The organism is Aeromicrobium ginsengisoli, assembly GCF_004134905.2.
Taxonomy (GTDB): domain Bacteria; phylum Actinomycetota; class Actinomycetes; order Propionibacteriales; family Nocardioidaceae; genus Aeromicrobium; species Aeromicrobium ginsengisoli.
In genome coordinates, this window is the sequence record NZ_SDPQ02000003.1 from 429771 (window position 1) to 447515 (window position 17745).

Consider the following 17745-nt stretch of genomic DNA (forward strand, 5'->3'; position numbering starts at 1 on the left):
CATGCGTACGAGCCGTTCCGTCCTCGCCCTCGCGGCAGCAGCATTGACCGCCGCCGCCCTCGTCGCGGCACCGACCACGGCGCAGGCGGCCGAGACGGTGACGGTCACGCCCCTGCACTTCAAGGTCGACATCGGCCCGACCGGTTCCGAGGTGTGCGACATCGTCGGCGACCTCTACCTCCCCGCGAGTGCGAGCAGCACCAACCGCGTACCGGCGATCCTCACGACGAACGGCTTCGGCGGCTCCAAGGACGACCAGGCCGGCATCGGCACGGAGTTCGCCGGCCGCGGCTACGCCGTGCTGAGCTACTCCGGTCTCGGCTTCGGCGGCTCGGGCTGCAAGATCACGCTCGACGACCCCGACTGGGACGGCAAGGCGGCCAGCCAGCTCGTCAGCTACCTCGGCGGCAAGAGCGGCATCGCCTTCACCGACGCCAAGCACACCGTCGCAGCTCCCGTCCTGGACGTCGTGCAGCGCGACGCCAAGGACCACGCGGGGCATGCCGTCGCCAACGACCCTCGCGTCGGCATGGTCGGTGGCTCGTACGGCGGGCAGGTGCAGTACGCCGCAGCGGCCGTCGACAAGCGCGTCGACACGATTGTCCCGGTCATCACCTGGAGCGACCTCTCGTACTCGCTCTCGCCCAACAACACCTCACAGACCGTGGGCGTCCAGACGTCGACCCCCGGTGCGGCGAAGCTCGTATGGGCCCTCGGATTCTCGGGGATCGGGATCGCCGACGGTGTGGCCAACGCCGCCGGCGATCCCGGGCGTCTCATCGGCTGCCCCAACTTCGCGTTCTTCGTGTGCCCTGCGCTCGTCGTCGCCGGCGTCACCGGCACGGTCGACGCGACGACCACGGCGTCGCTGCGGCACGCCTCGGTCAGCAGCTACGTCTCCAAGGTCACGGTCCCGACCCTGGTGATCCAGGGCCAGAACGACACGCTGTTCAACCTCAACGAAGGCATCGCCAACTATCGCGCGCTCCAGGCCCAGGGCACACCGACCAAGATGATCTGGTTCAGCGGTGGCCACTCCGGACCCAATGCTCCGGGCGAGTTCAGCTTCAGCTCGCCCAACTCCGCAACCGAGCACGTGACACGCCGGGTCTCCGACTGGCTCGACCACTACCTCAAGGGCTCGTCGGTCGGCACCGGCCCGGAGTTCGCCTACTTCCGCGACTGGGTGCCCTACACCGGCATCGCCACCCCCGCGTACGGCTCGGCGTCGAGCTATCCCGTCGGCACGGCCACCAAGTACTACCTGTCCGGTTCGGCACTCACGACGAATCCGCTGGGCCTCAAGGCCGCGACGCAGAACTTCCTGACCCCGGTCGCCGGCGTGCCGACCTCGACCGATCCGCTCGACGTCATCGGCAGCGCGTTGCCGCTGCCCGAGATCGACCTGCCCGGCACGACGGCGACGTGGACGACCGCTGCACTGACCGCGAACGTCGACGTCGTCGGCTCGCCGAGCCTGCGACTCCAGGTGAAGTCGCCGACCGCGGCCCTGACACAGGCGCTCGGGTCGACCGGCCAGCTCGTGGTCTTCGTCAAGGTGCTCGACGTGGACCCGGCCGGCAAGGCGACGCTGATCCACAACCTCATCGCGCCGGTGCGCGTGCCGGATGTCACCAAGCCGTTCACGGTGACCCTGCCAGCCATCTCCCACCGGTTCGCCACGGGTCACCAGTTGCGCCTCATGGTCGCCGGCGGGTCGACCAACTACCGCGGCGGCCTGACCCCCAACGCCGTCAGCATCACGACCGGGAGCGCGAGCCAGGCGCTGACCCTGCCCGTCGTGAAGTAGGCGTCACCGTCAGGCGTCGCGCTTCTGGAACAGCGCGAGTCCGGCGAGGCCCAGCAGGGCGATCTCGCCGACGAACACCGCGAAGCCGGTCCACGGCGTCAGCATGTGGTCACCGAACGGGACCGGCACGACGATGCCGGGGCCGGCGTTGCCGGGCATGAGCTTCATGACCCACTCGCCGAACGTCCCGGGGATCAGCTGCACGACCTGGCCGATGATGAACACCAGTGCGAGGACGATCGAGATCGCCGCAGCAGTGTGACGGACGAGCAGTCCGATGGCGGCGGCCAGCAGACCGAGGCCGGCCATGTAGAGCCCGGCGCCGAACATCGACCGCAGGATGTGCTCGTCACCGAGGGAGATGCCGACCCCCTCGCTGCGGAAGAATCCGTTGCCGCCGAAGTAGCCGAGGAACGCAGTGACGGTGCCGACCACGAACAGGAATCCGCTCACCACGATCGCCTTCGCCGCGAGGACCCTCGAACGTACCGGGGTCGCCGCCAGGGTCGCGCGGATCAGGCCGGTGCCGTACTCCGAGGTCACGACCAACGCGCCGATGACGACAGCCGAGATCTGGCTGAAGATCAGGCCCTGGGTGATGTACTCGCCGGGTGAGTCATGGCTCTTGCCGCTCGCGATGTCACCGGCGACCACGCCGGAGATGATCGTGGTGAAGCCGGCGCCGAGGACGATCATCGCCAGCGTCGTCCACCACGTCGACCGGATGCTGGCGAGCTTGATCCACTCGGCCTTGACCGCGCGCCCGAGCGACGGGCTCGTCGGGGCCGCCATCAGCTCGGTCATGCCGCCACCTCCGTGCGCGCGTGGTACTCGACGCTGTCGGCGGTGAGCTCCATGAACGCATCCTCGAGCGAGGAGCGTACGAGGGTCAGCTCGTGCAGGAACAGGCCGTGGCCGCCGATCAGCTCGCCGATCGCCGGGGCGTCGAGCCCCTGCACGCGGAGCTCGTCGTCGACGCGGGTGACGTCCAGGCCGCGACCGACGAGAAGTGCCTCGACGTCGGTCGACTGCGGAGCTTTCACGCGTACGTACGCCGATGCGTGCTCGGCCATGAAGTCCTGGAGTGGGCTGTCGGCGAGGATCGTGCCGCGGCCGATGACGATCAGGTGATCGGCCATCAGTGCCATCTCGGACATGAGGTGGCTCGACACGAAGACCGTCTTGCCGTCGTCGGCGAGCTGCCGGGCCAGGGAGCGGACCCAGCGCACACCTTCGGGGTCGAGACCGTTGACCGGCTCGTCGAGCATGACGACCGGCGGATCGCCGATCAGCGCGGCGGCGATGCCGAGGCGCTGGCCCATGCCGAGCGAGAAGCGGCCGGCGCGCTGCGCGGCGACCGAGTCGAGGCCGACGAGCTCCAGCACCTCGCCGACGCGCGTCGTGGGGATGCCGTTGCTCGCGGCGAGCCAGCGGAGGTGGTTGCGGGCTGAGCGCCCGGGGTGGACGGCGTGCGCCTCGAGGAGTGCACCGACCTCGCGGAGCGGTGCGGGCGACGAGACGTACCGGTGATCGTTGACCGTGACGCTGCCCTTGGTCGGGGCGTCGAGGCCGAGGATCATCCGCATCGTCGTCGACTTGCCGGCGCCGTTGGGGCCGAGGAAGCCGGTGACCCGGCCGGGCTCGACCGTGAAGTCGATGCCGTTGACCGCGTTCTTGCCGTCGTACGTCTTGGTGAGTCCTTGGGCGCGGATCATGCGGATCGCCGCCCCGAGTCTGCTGTCGATGTCATGACGCCAGCCTGCTGGCGTTGACCCCTTGCGGACATCAGGGACCGACCCCCGCCGACCCCTGATCGCACCCTGAAGGTCGATAGGTTGGGCCCATGACCCAGAGCGATCCCGGCAGTCCAGCGTGGCGACATGAAGCACGGGCCAAGCTGCTCGCGTTCTCCCGCCAGTCCTGGCGCCAGGAGGGCGGCTTCTTCTGGCTCGACGACTCCGGAACACCTGATCGCGACAAGGTCCTCGAGCTCTGGATCAACGCCCGGATGACGTACGTCTTCTCGCTCGCGCACCTCGCAGGGGACGACGACGCCCAGCGGCTGGCCGGCCACGGCGTACGCGCGCTGTCGACGGTGTTCCACGACGAGGTCAACGGTGGCTGGTACGACCGGGTCGAGTTCGACGGTGACGTGCCAGAGCGTACGAAGGGTTGCTACGGGCATGCGTTCGTCCTCCTCGCAGCGGCAAGCGCCAAGGCCGCCGGCGCCGACGGGGCCGACGACCTGTTGACCGAGGCGGCGCGCATCCACGGGCAGAAGTTCTGGGATCCCGACGAGGGTCGCTGCGTCGAGGAGGTCAGCGAGGACTGGTCCACGGTCGACGGCTATCGCGGCGCCAACAGCAACATGCACTCCGTCGAGGCCTACCTCGTTGCCGCCGACGTCACGGGTGACGACGTCTGGCGGCGTCGGGCCCTGTCGATCTGCGAGCGCATCATCGGCATCCATGCCCGTGCGCACGAGTGGCGCATCCCCGAGCACTACGACCACGACTGGACGCCGCTGCCGTCGTACAACGAGGACCAGCCGGCCGACCCGTTCCGGCCCTTCGGCTCGACGCCGGGTCACGCGTTCGAATGGGCCCGCCTGCTGCTCCAGCTCGCCGCCGGACTCGAGTCGCCGCGGCCGTGGATCGAGGAGGCCGCCGAGGCGCTCTTCGCCCAGGCCGTCGACGACGCGGTCAGCGACGAGGAGCCCGGGCTGCCCTACACGACCAACTGGCACGGCGAGCCGATCGTCGAGGAGCGGTTCCACTGGGTCATCGCCGAGGCGGTGCTGGCTGCGGAGGCGCTGCACACGTGGACCGGCAAGCAGATCTACGCCGGTCTCGCCGAGCGCTGGTGGTCGGAGATCGACGAGCACTACATCGACCACGAGACCGGGGCGTGGCACCACGAGCTCTCCCCCGCGATGCACCAGACGACACGCACGTGGCGGGGCAAGCCCGACGCCTATCACGCGTTCAACGCGCTGACCCTCCCTGACCTGCCGCTCGCGCCGTCGGCCGCCCTCACTCTCGGGGCCGGCGCATGACCGCGCTGATCGTCGGCGAGGCGCTCGTCGACGTCGTGCAGCGCCCCGGTGCGGAGCCCGAACCGCACGCCGGCGGATCACCGTTCAACGTCGCGGTCGGGCTTTCGCGCCTCGACGTGCCGACCCGGCTCGCTGCCCAGCTCGCCGACGACGCGTACGGTGACCTGCTGCGGAACCGGCTCCATGAGTCCGACGTCGCCCTCGACGTGCTCGAGCCCGTTCCCGCCCGTACGTCCAGCGCACGGGCGACGCTCGCGGAGGACGGCAGTGCGTCGTACGAGTTCGACCTCACGTGGGATCCCGCAGCCCTGCCGGATCCGGGCGAGTTCGAGGTCGTCCACGTCGGCTCGCTCGGCACGTCCCTCGAGCCTGGTGCCGCGCTGGTCGCCGACCTCGTCGTGATGGCCGACGCCCTCGGCGTGCCGGTGTCGTACGACCCCAACGTCCGGCTCACGGTCGAGCCGGATCCCGAGGCGTGGCGGCGTGCGTTCGAGGCCATCGCGCCGCACGCCGGCATCATCAAGATGAGTGATGAGGACGCCGCCGCGCTGTTCCCCGGCGAGGCGCCCGGAGCACTCGCCCAGCGGCTCGCCGCCGACGGGGCACTCGTGGCGATCACGCTCGGTGGCGACGGCGCGGTCGTCGCCAACGCGCAGGTCGTCGCGACGATCGAGCCGGCAACAGTCTCGGTCGTCGACACGATCGGCGCCGGTGACTCGTTCATGGCGGCGATGCTCGCGTGGTGCTCGGCGTACTCGTGGCCGGCGGCTGGCGAGCTCGACCTCACGGAGCTCACCGACCTCGGGATGTACGCCTCGAGCGCAGCGGCGATCACCTGCTCCCGGCCCGGGGCCGACCCGCCGCGCACCGCCGACCTCACGCCCTGACGTCGCGCCCTGCCACGATGGGGTGATGCGTCGCGCCGTGGCTCCCCTGCTCATTGTGACGGTGGCGCTCGTGCTCGCCGACTCCGCGGTGGTGACACTCGCACTGCCCGACATCCTCGTGCACCTCGACGCATCCGTCGGTCAGGTCGCGTGGGTCCTGATCGCGTACAACCTGGTGCTGGGCCTCGCTGCCGTGCCCGCGGCGATGGGCTTCTCGCGCGCGCAGCCACGCGTCTTCAGCGCGGCGGGCATCGCGGTGTTCGCCGGCTCGTCAGCGGTGTGCGCCGTCGCGGACTCGATCGACGTCCTGATCGCCGCGCGCTGCTTCCAGGCGGTCGGGGGTGCGTTGGCGTTGATCGGCTGCCTCGAGCTGCTCGTCGCGGCGTACGGCGAACGGCGCGGCGTCGCCTCGTGGGTCACGGCCGGGGTGGTCGGCACCGCGTTCGGACCGGTCGTCGGCGGGTTGCTGACCCAGGCGATCTCGTGGCAGGCGATCTTCGTGGTGCAGGTGCCGTTCGCGGTGCTGGCTGTGCCGGCTGCCCTCGCCGTACGCGCTGTCCCGGTCGGCGTGCCGGACCGGCATCGCCCCGCCGTACGCGCCAACATCACCCTCGCGCTGATGTCAGCGGCGCTCACGGCGGCGCTGTTCCTGCTGGTGCTGCTGCTGGTCCAGGGCTGGGGCCGCTCGCCGGCGACCGCCGCGGTGACCGTCTCCGTCGTGCCCCTCGCGGCCATCGCGGCTCGGCCCCTCGCACGGCTCCTGCGGCCACCGCCGGAGGTCGAGGTCGCTGTCGGCTGCTTCCTCGTCGCCGGCGGTCTCGTCGGGCTGGCGATCCCGCCGTCGGCGTCGCTGGCCTGGACGATCGCGCCTCAAGCGCTGGTCGGCCTCGGTCTCGGGCTGACCGTCGACCAGCTCACCACGCGGGCGATGGAGATGCGCCTGCCCCGAGCGCATCACGCCGGCTGGACGATCGGCGCGCGGCACCTCGGCGTCGTGATCGGCCTGGCGATCCTCACGCCGGTGTTCACCGCTGACCTGAGGGACGCCCAGGTGCCGGCTCAGCAGGCCATCACCTCGCTGGTGCTCGATGCTCCACTCCCGCCTCAGGACAAGATCGCGGTCGCCGAAGCACTGGGCAGCGAGCTGTCGGCGCAGGCCCAGCAGGTGCCCGACCTGCACCGGGCGTTCGCCAAGCTCGACCTCGATCCTGCGGAGCGACCCGCCGCCGCACAGCTCGAGCGCGACCTGAACGCACAGGTGGAGCGCGCGGCCACCAGAGCGTTCCGGGACTCGTTCCTCATCGGCGCCGGCCTCGCGCTGTTGGCGCTCGTGACGCTGATCCCGGTCGGCCGCAGGAGGCCCCAATGACCGGGCTGCATCGCTGGGTCGGGCTGCCCGTGGCCGCCGTGCTCCTGGTCTGCGGCGTCGTCGGGGTGCAGCTCGCCAACGGCGGCGGCGAGTACGAACCGCTCCGGCCGGCGGACCCGTGCGCCGCCCGGACGGTCACGTCGCAGGCCCAGGGCATCGACGCACTCACCGAACGGCTCGTGCTGCTCGGCATCGACGGTGCGGCCTGCCGCCTGCACGTCAGCCGCGAGGCGTTCACCCTCGAGCTAGCGCAGACCGACGACCCCACCGACGCCCAGATCGACGCGCTGCGCGGAGGACTGAAGTCCGCCGTCATGCGCATGAAGGCCGACGGCACGCTGCCCCCGGCCTCGGCGCTGGTCGATGAGTCACTCGACTCGACAGATCTCAACGACCTGGTCAAGCGCCTGATCAGAGCACTGCCGGACTCGTCGATCGACGCCGCCCTCAAGACCGACGACGTCCTCACCCGCGCGGTCGACGACCTCGACCTGCGCACGGTGCTGGCGAACCTCGACGACCAGGACGCGCTCGAGCAGCAGATCGAGGTCGCCGTCACCGGCGCGGTCAAGGCCTCGCTCGAGGCCCGCATCCGCGACCTCGTCTAGACCGGACGCGCCCCGCGTACGGCCACGCATGCCGCGGCGGCACGAGCACCGGTGGTCAAGGCTCGTTCGGGATCGGCGTTGACGACCCATGTGGCGAGGAATCCGGCGCAGAACGCATCACCCGCCCCCGTGGTGTCGACGACGTCGGTCGGCAACGCCGGCACGTCATGTCCGCGGAACACCGCACCCTTGGCACCGCGGGTCAGCACCACGCGGTCACCGTCGAGCGCGAGAAAGCCCTGCTCGTCGCCGTTCGGGAACACCAGGTCGGCGCCCTCGAGCCAGTCGAGCACGGTGTCGCGGCCGGCCGCCTCCAGGAACCCGAGGGAGCTGGGGTCGATGCTGACCCCGGCACCTCGACTCCTGGCCTCGGCGACGAGTTCCTGCACCACAGGGCGTACGCCGTCGTCGAAGAACGAATAGCCCGTGAGGTGCAGCCAGCTCACGGCGTCCCAGACGTCGGAGGGAAGGTCAGCGGCGGTCAGGGTCGTGTTGGCAGCCCGGTCGACGTACATCGTCCGGTCGGCATCGTCGTCGAGGGTCAGGACGATCGTCGCCGTCGGCAGGTCGGGGTCGCCGCTGATGCGGGCGTCCACGCCGTACGCCTCGAGGGCCGCGGTGTGCCGTTCGACGCCGTCGGCACCGCACCGACCGACAAAACGTACGTCGGCGCCGAGATGCCCGAGCCACGCTGCGACATTGGCCGCCGAACCGCCGGCCGTCATGCGGATCTCGGAGACCGTGTCGCTCGCCGGGTTGACCGTGCCGAGCGGGCGTACGCCGATGTCGTCGACGAGGTCACCGACGACGAGGATCATCGCGACGCCCAGGACCGGGCGATCTCACCGGCGACACGGATGTTGTTCGCAGCGATCTTGAGGTTGACCGCGAGGCTCTCGCCGCCGGTCAGCCCGACGATCGTCTGCAGGAGGAACGGCGTGACCTCCTTGCCGGACAGGCCCTGCTCGTCAGCCATGCGCAGGGCATCGGCGAGAGCCCGGTCGTGCACCGCGGGGTCGAGCTGCTCGGTGACCGGAAGCGGGTTGGCGACGAGGATCGCAGCGGGCTGCCCCAGCTCGTCGCGGGACGCCATGACCTCGGCCACCGCCGCTGCATCCGGCACCGCCCAGTCGAGCTCGAAGCCTGAGTCGGTGAGCCAGAAGCTCGGGAACGTGTCCGTCCCGAACCCCAGCACGATCACGCCAAGCGACTCCAGCCGCTCCAGCGTCGCGGGGATGTCGAGGATCGACTTCACGCCGGCCGAGACCACCGTGATCGGCACCTCGGACAACACCTTGAGGTCGGCGGACTCGTCGAACGTCTCGGCCGCGCCGCGGTGCACCCCGCCAAGCCCGCCGGTCGCGAACACCCGGATGCCCGCGAGGTCGGCGATGTACGACGTCGCGGCGACCGTGGTCGCGCCGCTGCCGCCACGCGCCAGCACGATCGGCAGGTCCCTCACGCTGAGCTTGGGGATGTCCTCGCCGGCGATGCGTACGAGCTCGTCGTCCGTGAGTCCGGCCTTGAGCTGACCGTCGAGCACCGCGATCGTCGCGGGCACGACACCCATCCCGCTCAGGATCGACTCGAACCCGCGCGCCGCCTCGAGGTTGTCGGGGCGCGGCAGTCCGTGAGAGATGATCGTCGACTCGAGCGCGACGACCGGCGTACCGGCCTCCAGAGCAGCGGCGACAGCGGGGGAGACGCTCAGGGGAAGACTCACCGCGCCAGCCTAGCCACGCCCTCTCGCCGGGCGGTGACTTGCTCGCCCATCCGCCCTGCCGAAAGGCGACCAGGTCACCGCTCACAACGCTGCTCCGAAAAAAGGTTCTCGAAAAGTTGCAAGACCTGGTGGCGCCGATGCTCCTACCTCTGAGCAAGCAACACCACCAACTTCCAACAGCAGCATCACACCACCAGGAGAACGACATGAACCGCATCATCCGCAACCTGATCGTCGCCGCACCGCTGGCCACCGCCGCCCTGACGATGGTGTCGACCAGCGCCATGGCCACCGACGGACCCGTCATCATCGCGCAGCCGCACACCGACCCGCAGCCGCCGATCGACGACATCGCGATCCCCGAGCCCAAGCCGGTCGACCCGAAGGACAAGGTCGCGCTCCCCGAGCCGAAGCCGCCGGTCGACCCCGAGGACAAGGTCGCCCCGAAGCCGAAGCCCACGCACCCCGACGGACCGGACGTCATCACCAACCCGGAGCCCTGCCCCACGCACGGCACCTGCGGCAACGACGACAAGGACGGCCCCAACAACGGCGGCGGCAAGGACGACAGCTCCGACGAGACCGAGCCGGTCGCCGATGTCGCCGAGGTCCCGTCGACCGACACCGTCAAGCTGCCCACCCGGATCGACGCCGGGCTGGCGGACGAGCAGACCGAAGGCGGCCTCGAGCTCGTCTGGCTGCTCGCCGGTGGCGCCCTCGTGACCGCGTCGGGCGCAGCAATCGCGCTCCGTGCTCGCAAGAGCCACAGCGCCTGATCCGTACGACGAAGGGCCCCGCACCACTCGGTGCGGGGCCCTTTCGCGTACGTCAGATCTCGGTGCGGTGGAAGTTGGCGTGCGAACGCGACGCCGTCGGTCCGCGCTGGCCCTGGTAGCGGGAGCCGTACTTCGCCGATCCGTACGGGTTCTCGGCCGGCGAGGTCAGGCGGAAGTAGCAGACCTGGCCGATCTTCATGCCGGGGTAGAGCTTGATCGGCAGCGTCGCCACGTTGGCGAGCTCGAGGGTCACGTGCCCGGAGAATCCGGGGTCGATGAATCCGGCCGTCGAGTGCGTCATCAGCCCGAGCCGGCCGAGCGACGACTTGCCCTCGAGGCGCGCAGCGATGTCGTCGGGCAGCGTCACCAGCTCGTACGTCGAACCGAGCACGAACTCGCCGGGGTGCAGGATGAACGCCTCGTCGCTGCCCACCTCGACCTCACGCGTCAGGTCGGACTGGTCGGCAGCGGGGTCGATGTGCGGGTACTTGTGGTTGTCGAACACCCGGAAGAACTTGTCGAGCCGTACGTCGATGCTGGACGGCTGGATCATCTCGCGGTCGAAGGGGTCGAGGGCGACCCGCCCGGCGTCGATCTCGGCGAGGATGTCGCGGTCGGAGAGGAGCACGAGTCGAAACTAACGCATCCCGCTTCGGTAGTCTGGTCTCGGTCGCTTCTGCGGCCTCGCCGATGTAGCTCAATGGCAGAGCGCTTGCTTCCCAAGCAAGACACGCGGGTTCGATTCCCGTCATCGGCTCTCTGCTCCGGCGCGGAGCGCCTACGCCAGAGAGCCGATCCCGCGGAATCGAGTGGGCCCCTCCGTCGAGGGGTTGCCCCCGGCGAAGCCGCCCCACCAGCCCCTCCCTCAAAGGGATCCCGTCAGTGGCTCCCATGAAGGGATCCCGTCATCGGCTCTCTGCTCCGGCGTCGAGCGCCTACCTCACCACGTACGTTGCACCGTCGCCTTGCCACCCGTCACCAGCGACTGCGCCGGTACGTCGTCAGCAACGACGGCCCCCGCCGCGATCACCGAGTCCCGGCCGATCGTGACCCCGGGCAGGATCGTGGCCCCCGCACCGATCCACACGTTCTCCTCCACGTCGATCGGCTCACCGGTCAGCCACACCCGCCGATCCGCGGGGTCGACCGGGTGGCCACCGGTGATGAACGTGACCTTCGGGGCGATCATCACGCGCGTGGCGAGTCGGATGCCGGCGTAGTCCAGGAACGTGCAGCCCTGGTTGATGAACACCCGCTCGGCGATGTCCAGGTTGAGGCCGTGATCGGTGTAGAACGGCGGATAGATCGTCACCCTCGGCGCCAGCGGTCGCCCCAGGATCTGCTCGAACAGCTCCGCCTTGCCGACCTCGTCCTCGAACGGCAACGCGTTGAGGCGCGACGTCAGTGCCGTGACCTCGAGGACTCGCTCGGACATCGCCGAGAACTCGGGACTGTCGATCCGCATGAGGAAGTCGTCGGGCATCCCCCGATGATCTCCCGGCGCGATCCTGCGGCGCCGGAGGCTCGCCCGGACGTGCGGCCGCCCCCGAGTGGAGGAACTCGGGGGCGGCCACGATCTGGTGCTACGTACGAGCCCACTGCTGGTTGGACCCGCCGCTGCAGGACTCGACGGTGACCGCCGAGCCGTTCCCGGTGCCGGCAGCCTCGAGGCACAGTCCGGGGTGGCTGACGCTGCTGACCGACAGGTTCGCGTTCAGCTCCCACTGCTGGTCGGCCGCGCCCGTGCAGTCCGCGATGACGACCGGGCTGCCGGCGCTCGCCCCGTCGCCACCGATCGCGAGGCACTTGTTGGCGTACACCGTGAGCTGCTTCTCGGCGGTCCAGTTCCACAGCTGGTTGCCACCTGCGTTGCAGTCCCACAGATCGAGGGCCGTGCCGTTCGTCGTCGAGAAGCCGGGGACATCGGCGCAGCGGTTGCTCTCCACACCACGCAGCACCTCACCCGGAGGCGCGGGCGGCAGAGCGTTCGTCGGCTCGGTCTTCAGCAGGCCCCAGCCCCACTGCACCTGCGCCAAGCCGCTCTCACTGTTGACCTCGAGCTGGTCGCCGACTCGCGTCGTCATCGAGTACGCATCGCCGTCGCGCAGGCCGGGCCAGTAGACCAACCCCATGCCCTGCTCGCGCGCGGTCTGGGTGAGCGCGCCGAGGTATGACGTGTAGACGTTGCCCTCGTGGTTGCCGTAGTTGAGCCCGGTCGTCATCGGCGAGCCGGCTTCATCGATGATCGTGCGCCATCCGTACGAGCCGATGCGAGGCTTGAGGTTCGCCAGCCAGGCAGCCTCGGTCGTGTCGGAGGCCCAGAAACCGTAGAAGTGCAGCGACAGCAGCGTGCCCTTGAGCTCCGGCGCCGCACCGACGCCGGTGACGTTGTCGTTGTAGCCCGTGCCGGAGATGACGACGCGCTTGCGCGGGACGTCGCCGTGCCGGGCCAGCCACGACGAGGTCAGCGAGACCCACTCGTCGAGGGAGTAGCCGAACGGCTCGTTCATCGGCTCGAAGTACACGTGCGGGTTGTTGCGGTACTTCCGTACGACGGTGTCCCACATGGCGTTGAACGCCGCCGTGTTGTCGACCCGTCCGTCCTTGGCGTCGTTGGCCTCCCAGTAGCTGAGGATCACCTTGAAGCCGCGGTCTGTCGACGCATCGATCGCGGCCTGGTACGACTTCCACCACTTCGTCCCGACGCTGGACGGGTTGATCGGCAGCCGGATCGTGTTGGCCTTCAGCTTGTGCCGGAACTGCGAGACGATCGCCGTGGACTTGCGGTAGGTCGTGGCGTAGCTGTCGGTGGTGCTGAGCCCGGACGGGACGACCTCGTCGGAGGCGTAGTTGTCACGAGGATCCGCCCAGTTGACGCCGCGGAAGTCGCTCGTGGTCCCGCGCCCGTGGGTCGCCGGCGTTGCATCGGCCGGAGCCACGACCGCGCTCGCCACCACGGCACCAGCTGCCAGGACGGTCGCCGCGATCGCCCCCGAGGCGATGCGGTGACAGGCCCTTCTCCATCGGTGGGCACGCTGCGATTGGAGTGATGGTTGCGTAAACATCGTCGGGAAGAGCCTTCCTGTTTGCGTAAACATTGGGGTGTGACGACGGTCTCACTCGCCATGATCATCCGTCAACCCCCGCGCAACGCAGGGGACCTAAGAGTTGCCCAAGGTCAGCGCAGCCGCCCTGATGGCAGCGGGCCGTCAGGTCTGGTCGTCGATCGCGGCACCCGGCGCGTTGGCCTTGACCGACTCGATGCCGTTGAGTGCCGATGCCTTGCTCTCGTACATCTCACTGGTGGCGATGATCTGCCCGTTCCCAGCCTTGAGGTTGAAGTGGAACTGGCCTGATTTCGCTGTCTTGAGCTCGAACGTGCCCGCCATGAGGTGCTCCTGGTGTCGTCGGAACCCCCCGACACACGTGAGCGTATGGCGTGACGACCCGCGAGACAATGGGTCTGCAACCTCGTGCGGCTCAGACCGCTTCGTGCGCGTCGGCGACGGCCCGCGCCTCGTCCCGCAGCGCCTGCACGACGAGGCGCACGGACGGCCGCTCGAACCGGTCCGGCCGCAGCAGGGCCGAGATCTCCCGCTTGGCACGGATGCCGACCAGCGGCCGAGTGACGAGGCCGTTGCCGTGCTCACGCGTCGTGAAGCGCGGCAGGATCGCGATGCCGTGCCCCCCGGCGACCAGCGACTCCACGATGCCGTTGTCAGAGATGCGCTGGGCCACACGCACGGGCTCTCCGGTCGCGGCCACCACCTGGCTCAGCACACGGTCGAACGGATAGTCATGTGGCACGCCGATCCACGTCTCGGCCACGACGTCCTTGGGCGACAGGCTCGCCTTGCGCGCGAGTGGATGCCCCTCGGGCAGCGCCACGTCGAGCGGCTCGCTCATCAGCGGTACGACCTGGAGCCCTCGCTCGAGCCACGTCGCCGCCGTCGTCGGCGAGTCCGCGAGGACGATGTCGTGGTCCGGGGTGAGGTCGGCGAAGTCCGTCGTGATGCCGTCCTCGTCGGAGCAGAGCAGCTCGACCTCCGGTACGTCCGCCAGCCGGGTCAGCACGCCCGACAGCAACATCTCGCCGCCGGTCGGAAACGTCGCGAGGGTGACCTGCCCGGCTGGCTGCCGCATGAACTCGCGCCACTGCCCCTCGGCGCGCTCGATCGCCACGGCGATCTCCGTCGCGGTCTGGGCCAGAGCGCGACCCGCCACGGTCAACGCGACACCGCGGCCGGCGGGCTCGACGAGGGTGTAGCCGGCCTCCTTCTCGAGCACCTTGAGCTGCTGCGAGACCGCCGAGGGTGTGACCTTCATCGCGTCGGCGACCGCCCCCACCGTGCCTCGTTCGGCGAGTTCCCGCAGCAGAGTGAGTCGATAGACGTCCATGTAGCAATGCTACACGTTAGGTGTAGATCTATTCGCTTGTGCTTGACGATCGCCGGTTCCATACTTGAGGTACGAACTCGCCCAAAGCCTTGAAGGAGGCCACCATGATCGCCCTCGGAATCTCCATTGCCGCCATCACCGTGATCGGGGTCGGCCGCACCATCCGGACCGTCCTCACCGACGGCCAGGGTCGCGTGCCCACCCGCGTCCACCCGCACGCGTTCAACCTGCGCTGACACCAAGCGCCACCACGAAGCCCCCGCGAGGATCTCGCGGGGGCTTCGTCGTGTGGGGTGGCTGTCAGGCGACGTGCGTGCGATAGCCCGGCACGAGCTCGTCGACCAGCACGTCGGTCTCGGCGGACGAGCCGACGACCGAACCGTGCTCGGCGATCGCGGCGTACATCTCGTCGACGACGCTCCGCAGGTCATCGCGCTCACCGAAGTGCGCAGCGAGACGCAGCCTGGAGCGCCACAGCTCCTCGCTCGCGGGCAGGAGCGTGAGTCCCTGGGCGAGCACGGCGCGGGCCGCGGGTTCGTCGTCGCGGGCGGCGGCCGCCTCAGCGCAGGCCTGCACCGTCAGGCTGACCGCCATCGCGATGTCGCCCTCGACCGGCATGGACTCGAGCCAGCCGTAGCGACCGACCGGCACGCCACTGAACGCGAGGCCGGCGACGAGCGCAAGGGCCGTACGCATGTGCGTCTCGCGACGGGTGCCGTCCTCGGCGGCGCGGTTGAGCGCCTCGCGGAACCTGTCCCAGTCGAGGTCGACGGCGCCGGGTGCCAGGCGCCAGACGCCCGACTCCTGCTCCAGCGCGGCGGTGCCTGCGGCGGTCGTGCCGAGCCAGTCGGCGACCTGACGGAGGGCGCCGTCGCGCACCTGCGGATCGACACCGCGCGGCCACAGCGCGGCACTGATCCGGTTGGCGTGGACGCCGGCCGGATGCAACGCGAGGAAGCAGGCGAGCTCGGTGAGGAACGCGACCCGCTCGGGCTCGACCTCGCCGGACGCCTCGACCTGCACCGGTCCGAGGACCCGGATGCTCGCGACGGCCTCGTGGGCTGCGGTGATCTGCTGCTCGGCCTCGAGAGTGTCGACCAGCTGGTCGATGCTGACGCGGCGGGCGGCCTGGACGGGTTCGTAGAGGCTCGCGAGCGCGTCGGCCGCCGCCGGCGTGATGACCTGCGCGGCCACGTCGACGCTGTGCAGGGGTGACGAGATGCGGCCGTCGGGACGAGCGGTCAGGCGTACGGCCGCGTCGCGGACGCCGCCCACGATGACGACACCCAGCGCGACCTGCGGGTCGGACGCCAGCGCCTCGAGACGCGCCAGCTCGTCGGCGTTGGGAACGCCCGAGCAGACCACCAGGTGATAGGTCCAGTCCGCGGTCGGCGCCGTCGCGCGGGCCTCGCGGATCGTGCGGGACTCGGCCTCACGGCAGGCGGCCCGCTGGAACCGCGCGACGTTGTCGAGGCTCTCGAGCACCCGCTCGAGGTCGTCGGTGCGGCGGATCGCACCCTCGCCGATGGTCGAGACGTCGCCGGCGAAACCGACGAGGGTGACCAGGCGATCATCGGCCCACGCGTGCGTCGCGGTGTCGATCGCCATGCTGAGCGCCACTCCTCGAGCGGTCTCGCTGTCGCCGTCGAGCGACAGGACGCCGCTGATCGACTCGGGATCGAGCATGAGGATGCTGCCGTCGTCGCGGCGACCGACGCTCGCCATGCCCGGCAGCGCGGACAGGCCCGGGGACTCCGGGTCGTGATCGCGGTCGAGCGTCCACACCTTGGCTCGCGCCGACCAGCCAGCCGGTGGCGCGACGTCAGGGACCACGTCGAACGCGATCGCCATGCCGCCACCGCTGACCGAGGCACGCAACGGCGCCGGCATGCCCGGTGCACCGCCGAGCGAGCGCAGGGCGCGGTTGAGCCAGCTCGCAGTCTCGAGGTCGGCCTCGTCGCGGAGCTTGGCGCCAGGGGGCGGCGAGCCCGGATCGGGGTGGTGCGGGTCGGGGTCCGTGGGCGTACGCGCCGACCACCAGGCGGCAGCCGGTGCCGCGTTGCGACGACGCCGCAGCGCAAGCGATGCGCCGGCGACGACCAGGCCGCCCGCGACGCCGAACAGCGGCGACCAGGAACCGAGGTGAATGCCGCCACCCGCGTCGTCGGCCGTGGCGACGTCAGCCTGGTCGGCGACGGCGGCGGTGTCGACCTCGTCGATCGGCGCGGCCTGATCGACGTCAGCAGCCGGCTCGTCGACCTTGGCGTCGGCCGCATGGTCGATCACCTTGAGGCCGGGGCCCTTGGCATCGTTGGGCAGCTTCATGACCCAGCCGGGATAGATCAGGTCGGCCTTCTGGAGCACCCGGCCATCAGGCTGGGTGACGCCCTTGTTGAGGTCCCAGATCTCCTTGTAGCGGAAGCCGTCGCCGAGGTAGCGGTCGGCGATGTCCCACAACGTGTCGTAGTGACGGCCGTCCGGCGGCTTGACGTCGTAGTAGGTCGTGACGCCCTCTGCGAGGTCGACCGGGGTGGCGTCGTCGAGCGTCTTGACCGCCGGCAGCGTGCCGTCGGCCAGCTCGGCTCGATCGGCCTGCGGGACGGCCGGCGACTCCAGCGCGGCGCTGACGAGGTGACTCTGCGACGCTTGCGTGGGTGCCGACGCCTCGACGGCCGAGGCCGACGACATGCCCACCGAGGTCGCTGCGGCGAGCAGGACGATCGAGCTGACCAGCCGGCGAGCCAGGCCTTGCGTGCCGATGCCGCCACCGGGGATGCGGGGCGCCAGGCCACTCTTGCGACGCTCCGCGACCGCCTCGACCACCAGGCACACGACGAAGTGCGCCCAGGCGAGCCAGACGACGACAGCGAGCACGCTCAGGACCGTCTCACCAGTGGTCGGCGTGCTGAGCCACTCGACGCTCGGCTTCTGGTCGGGCCACGGGGTGCCGAACGCCGCGAGCAGTGCGACGGGCACGCCGAACACGATGGCGAGCGTGCCGAGCAGCGCGAGGATGCCGGTCGCGACCTGCCGGAACCGGCTGGGCTCCTCGGTGATCGCGGGCAGCCGGTTGTGCGGAGATCGTTCGATGGTGGATGTCATCGTTCTCTCCTGTTGTC

The 17745-nt window shown here is 70.1% G+C and carries 17 protein-coding genes and 1 tRNA gene; 8 read left to right on the top strand and 10 right to left on the bottom strand.

Annotated features, from left to right (window positions below; translation table 11 throughout):
* The first annotated feature begins 1 nt into the window (after window position 1).
* Window positions 2-1810 carry a CocE/NonD family hydrolase gene (locus ESP70_RS15225; protein WP_149690170.1) on the top strand — a complete coding sequence of 603 codons (1809 nt, stop codon included), beginning with the start codon at window positions 2-4 and terminating at the stop codon, window positions 1808-1810.
* Between the two features lie 9 nt (window positions 1811-1819).
* On the opposite strand, the gene ESP70_RS15230 is transcribed toward ESP70_RS15225, so the two are convergent.
* Both ESP70_RS15230 and ESP70_RS15235 read right to left on the bottom strand, forming a co-directional pair.
* Window positions 1820-2614 (bottom strand): ABC transporter permease, encoded by a 795-nt coding sequence (locus ESP70_RS15230; protein WP_149690171.1) that lies wholly within the window; start codon window positions 2612-2614, stop codon window positions 1820-1822.
* Window positions 2611-3525 (bottom strand): ABC transporter ATP-binding protein, encoded by a 915-nt coding sequence (locus ESP70_RS15235; protein WP_149690172.1) that lies wholly within the window; start codon window positions 3523-3525, stop codon window positions 2611-2613. Before ESP70_RS15235 ends, ESP70_RS15230 begins: the two co-directional genes overlap by 4 nt.
* A 128-nt stretch (window positions 3526-3653) precedes the next feature.
* Here ESP70_RS15235 and ESP70_RS15240 point away from each other — a divergent pair, with 128 nt between their 5' ends.
* Genes ESP70_RS15240 through ESP70_RS15255 form a run of 4 tightly spaced genes read left to right on the top strand, consistent with a single transcriptional unit; the run spans window position 3654 to window position 7729 of the window.
* Window positions 3654-4865 carry an AGE family epimerase/isomerase gene (locus ESP70_RS15240; RefSeq protein WP_149690173.1) on the top strand — a complete coding sequence of 404 codons (1212 nt, stop codon included), beginning with the start codon at window positions 3654-3656 and terminating at the stop codon, window positions 4863-4865.
* A complete protein-coding gene (locus ESP70_RS15245) occupies window positions 4862-5752 on the top strand; it encodes a carbohydrate kinase family protein (RefSeq protein ID WP_149690174.1) in 891 nt (296 codons plus the stop codon). Before ESP70_RS15240 ends, ESP70_RS15245 begins: the two co-directional genes overlap by 4 nt.
* A gap of 25 nt (window positions 5753-5777) precedes the next feature.
* Complete coding sequence (locus ESP70_RS15250; protein WP_149690175.1) at window positions 5778-7121, top strand: MFS transporter; 1344 nt, start codon at window positions 5778-5780, stop codon at window positions 7119-7121.
* Complete coding sequence (locus tag ESP70_RS15255; RefSeq protein ID WP_149690176.1) at window positions 7118-7729, top strand: hypothetical protein; 612 nt, start codon at window positions 7118-7120, stop codon at window positions 7727-7729. The genes ESP70_RS15250 and ESP70_RS15255 overlap by 4 nt, the downstream gene beginning before the upstream one ends.
* Here ESP70_RS15255 and ESP70_RS15260 read toward each other — a convergent pair.
* Together ESP70_RS15260 and ESP70_RS15265 are read right to left on the bottom strand one after the other, a co-directional pair.
* Entirely contained in the window at window positions 7726-8547 is an 822-nt protein-coding gene (locus tag ESP70_RS15260; protein WP_149690177.1) for a carbohydrate kinase family protein, read from the bottom strand. The two genes, ESP70_RS15255 and ESP70_RS15260, sit on opposite strands and share 4 nt — an antisense overlap.
* Window positions 8544-9452 (bottom strand): pseudouridine-5'-phosphate glycosidase, encoded by a 909-nt coding sequence (locus tag ESP70_RS15265; protein ID WP_149690178.1) that lies wholly within the window; start codon window positions 9450-9452, stop codon window positions 8544-8546. Before ESP70_RS15265 ends, ESP70_RS15260 begins: the two co-directional genes overlap by 4 nt.
* Window positions 9453-9658: 206 nt before the next feature.
* On the opposite strand from ESP70_RS15265, the gene ESP70_RS15270 reads away from it, so the two are divergent.
* Window positions 9659-10228, top strand: a complete 570-nt coding sequence (locus ESP70_RS15270; protein ID WP_149690179.1) for a hypothetical protein — start codon at window positions 9659-9661, stop codon at window positions 10226-10228.
* Between the two features lie 52 nt (window positions 10229-10280).
* Here the strand turns inward: ESP70_RS15270 and dcd are convergent, their stop codons facing one another.
* Complete coding sequence (gene dcd / locus ESP70_RS15275) at window positions 10281-10856, bottom strand: dCTP deaminase (protein ID WP_149690180.1); 576 nt, start codon at window positions 10854-10856, stop codon at window positions 10281-10283.
* Between the two features lie 58 nt (window positions 10857-10914).
* Between dcd and ESP70_RS15280 the strand changes: the two genes are divergently transcribed.
* Window positions 10915-10985: transfer RNA gene (locus ESP70_RS15280), tRNA-Gly, on the top strand.
* A 183-nt stretch (window positions 10986-11168) separates the two neighbouring features.
* Here ESP70_RS15280 and ESP70_RS15285 read toward each other — a convergent pair.
* The 4 genes from ESP70_RS15285 to ESP70_RS15300 form a co-directional block, all read right to left on the bottom strand.
* A complete protein-coding gene (locus ESP70_RS15285; RefSeq protein WP_188110657.1) occupies window positions 11169-11711 on the bottom strand; it encodes a sugar O-acetyltransferase in 543 nt (180 codons plus the stop codon).
* A 100-nt stretch (window positions 11712-11811) separates the two neighbouring features.
* The gene (locus ESP70_RS15290; RefSeq protein WP_246162045.1) at window positions 11812-13185 is read right to left on the bottom strand and encodes a ricin-type beta-trefoil lectin domain protein; all 1374 of its coding nucleotides are present in this window, start codon (window positions 13183-13185) and stop codon (window positions 11812-11814) included.
* A gap of 252 nt (window positions 13186-13437) precedes the next feature.
* A complete protein-coding gene (locus ESP70_RS15295; protein ID WP_149690182.1) occupies window positions 13438-13617 on the bottom strand; it encodes a YegP family protein in 180 nt (59 codons plus the stop codon).
* A gap of 91 nt (window positions 13618-13708) precedes the next feature.
* Window positions 13709-14626, bottom strand: coding sequence for a LysR family transcriptional regulator (locus tag ESP70_RS15300; protein WP_149690183.1), 918 nt, complete (start codon window positions 14624-14626; stop codon window positions 13709-13711).
* 104 nt (window positions 14627-14730) lie between these two features.
* Between ESP70_RS15300 and ESP70_RS20575 the strand changes: the two genes are divergently transcribed.
* Window positions 14731-14862 (top strand): hypothetical protein, encoded by a 132-nt coding sequence (locus tag ESP70_RS20575; protein WP_268750609.1) that lies wholly within the window; start codon window positions 14731-14733, stop codon window positions 14860-14862.
* Window positions 14863-14926: 64 nt separating this feature from the next.
* Here ESP70_RS20575 and ESP70_RS15305 read toward each other — a convergent pair whose 3' ends face one another.
* On the bottom strand, window positions 14927-17728 hold the full coding sequence (locus tag ESP70_RS15305) for a LysM peptidoglycan-binding domain-containing protein (protein WP_149690184.1): 2802 nt from the start codon (window positions 17726-17728) through the stop codon (window positions 14927-14929).
* Window positions 17729-17745: the final 17 nt, after the last annotated feature.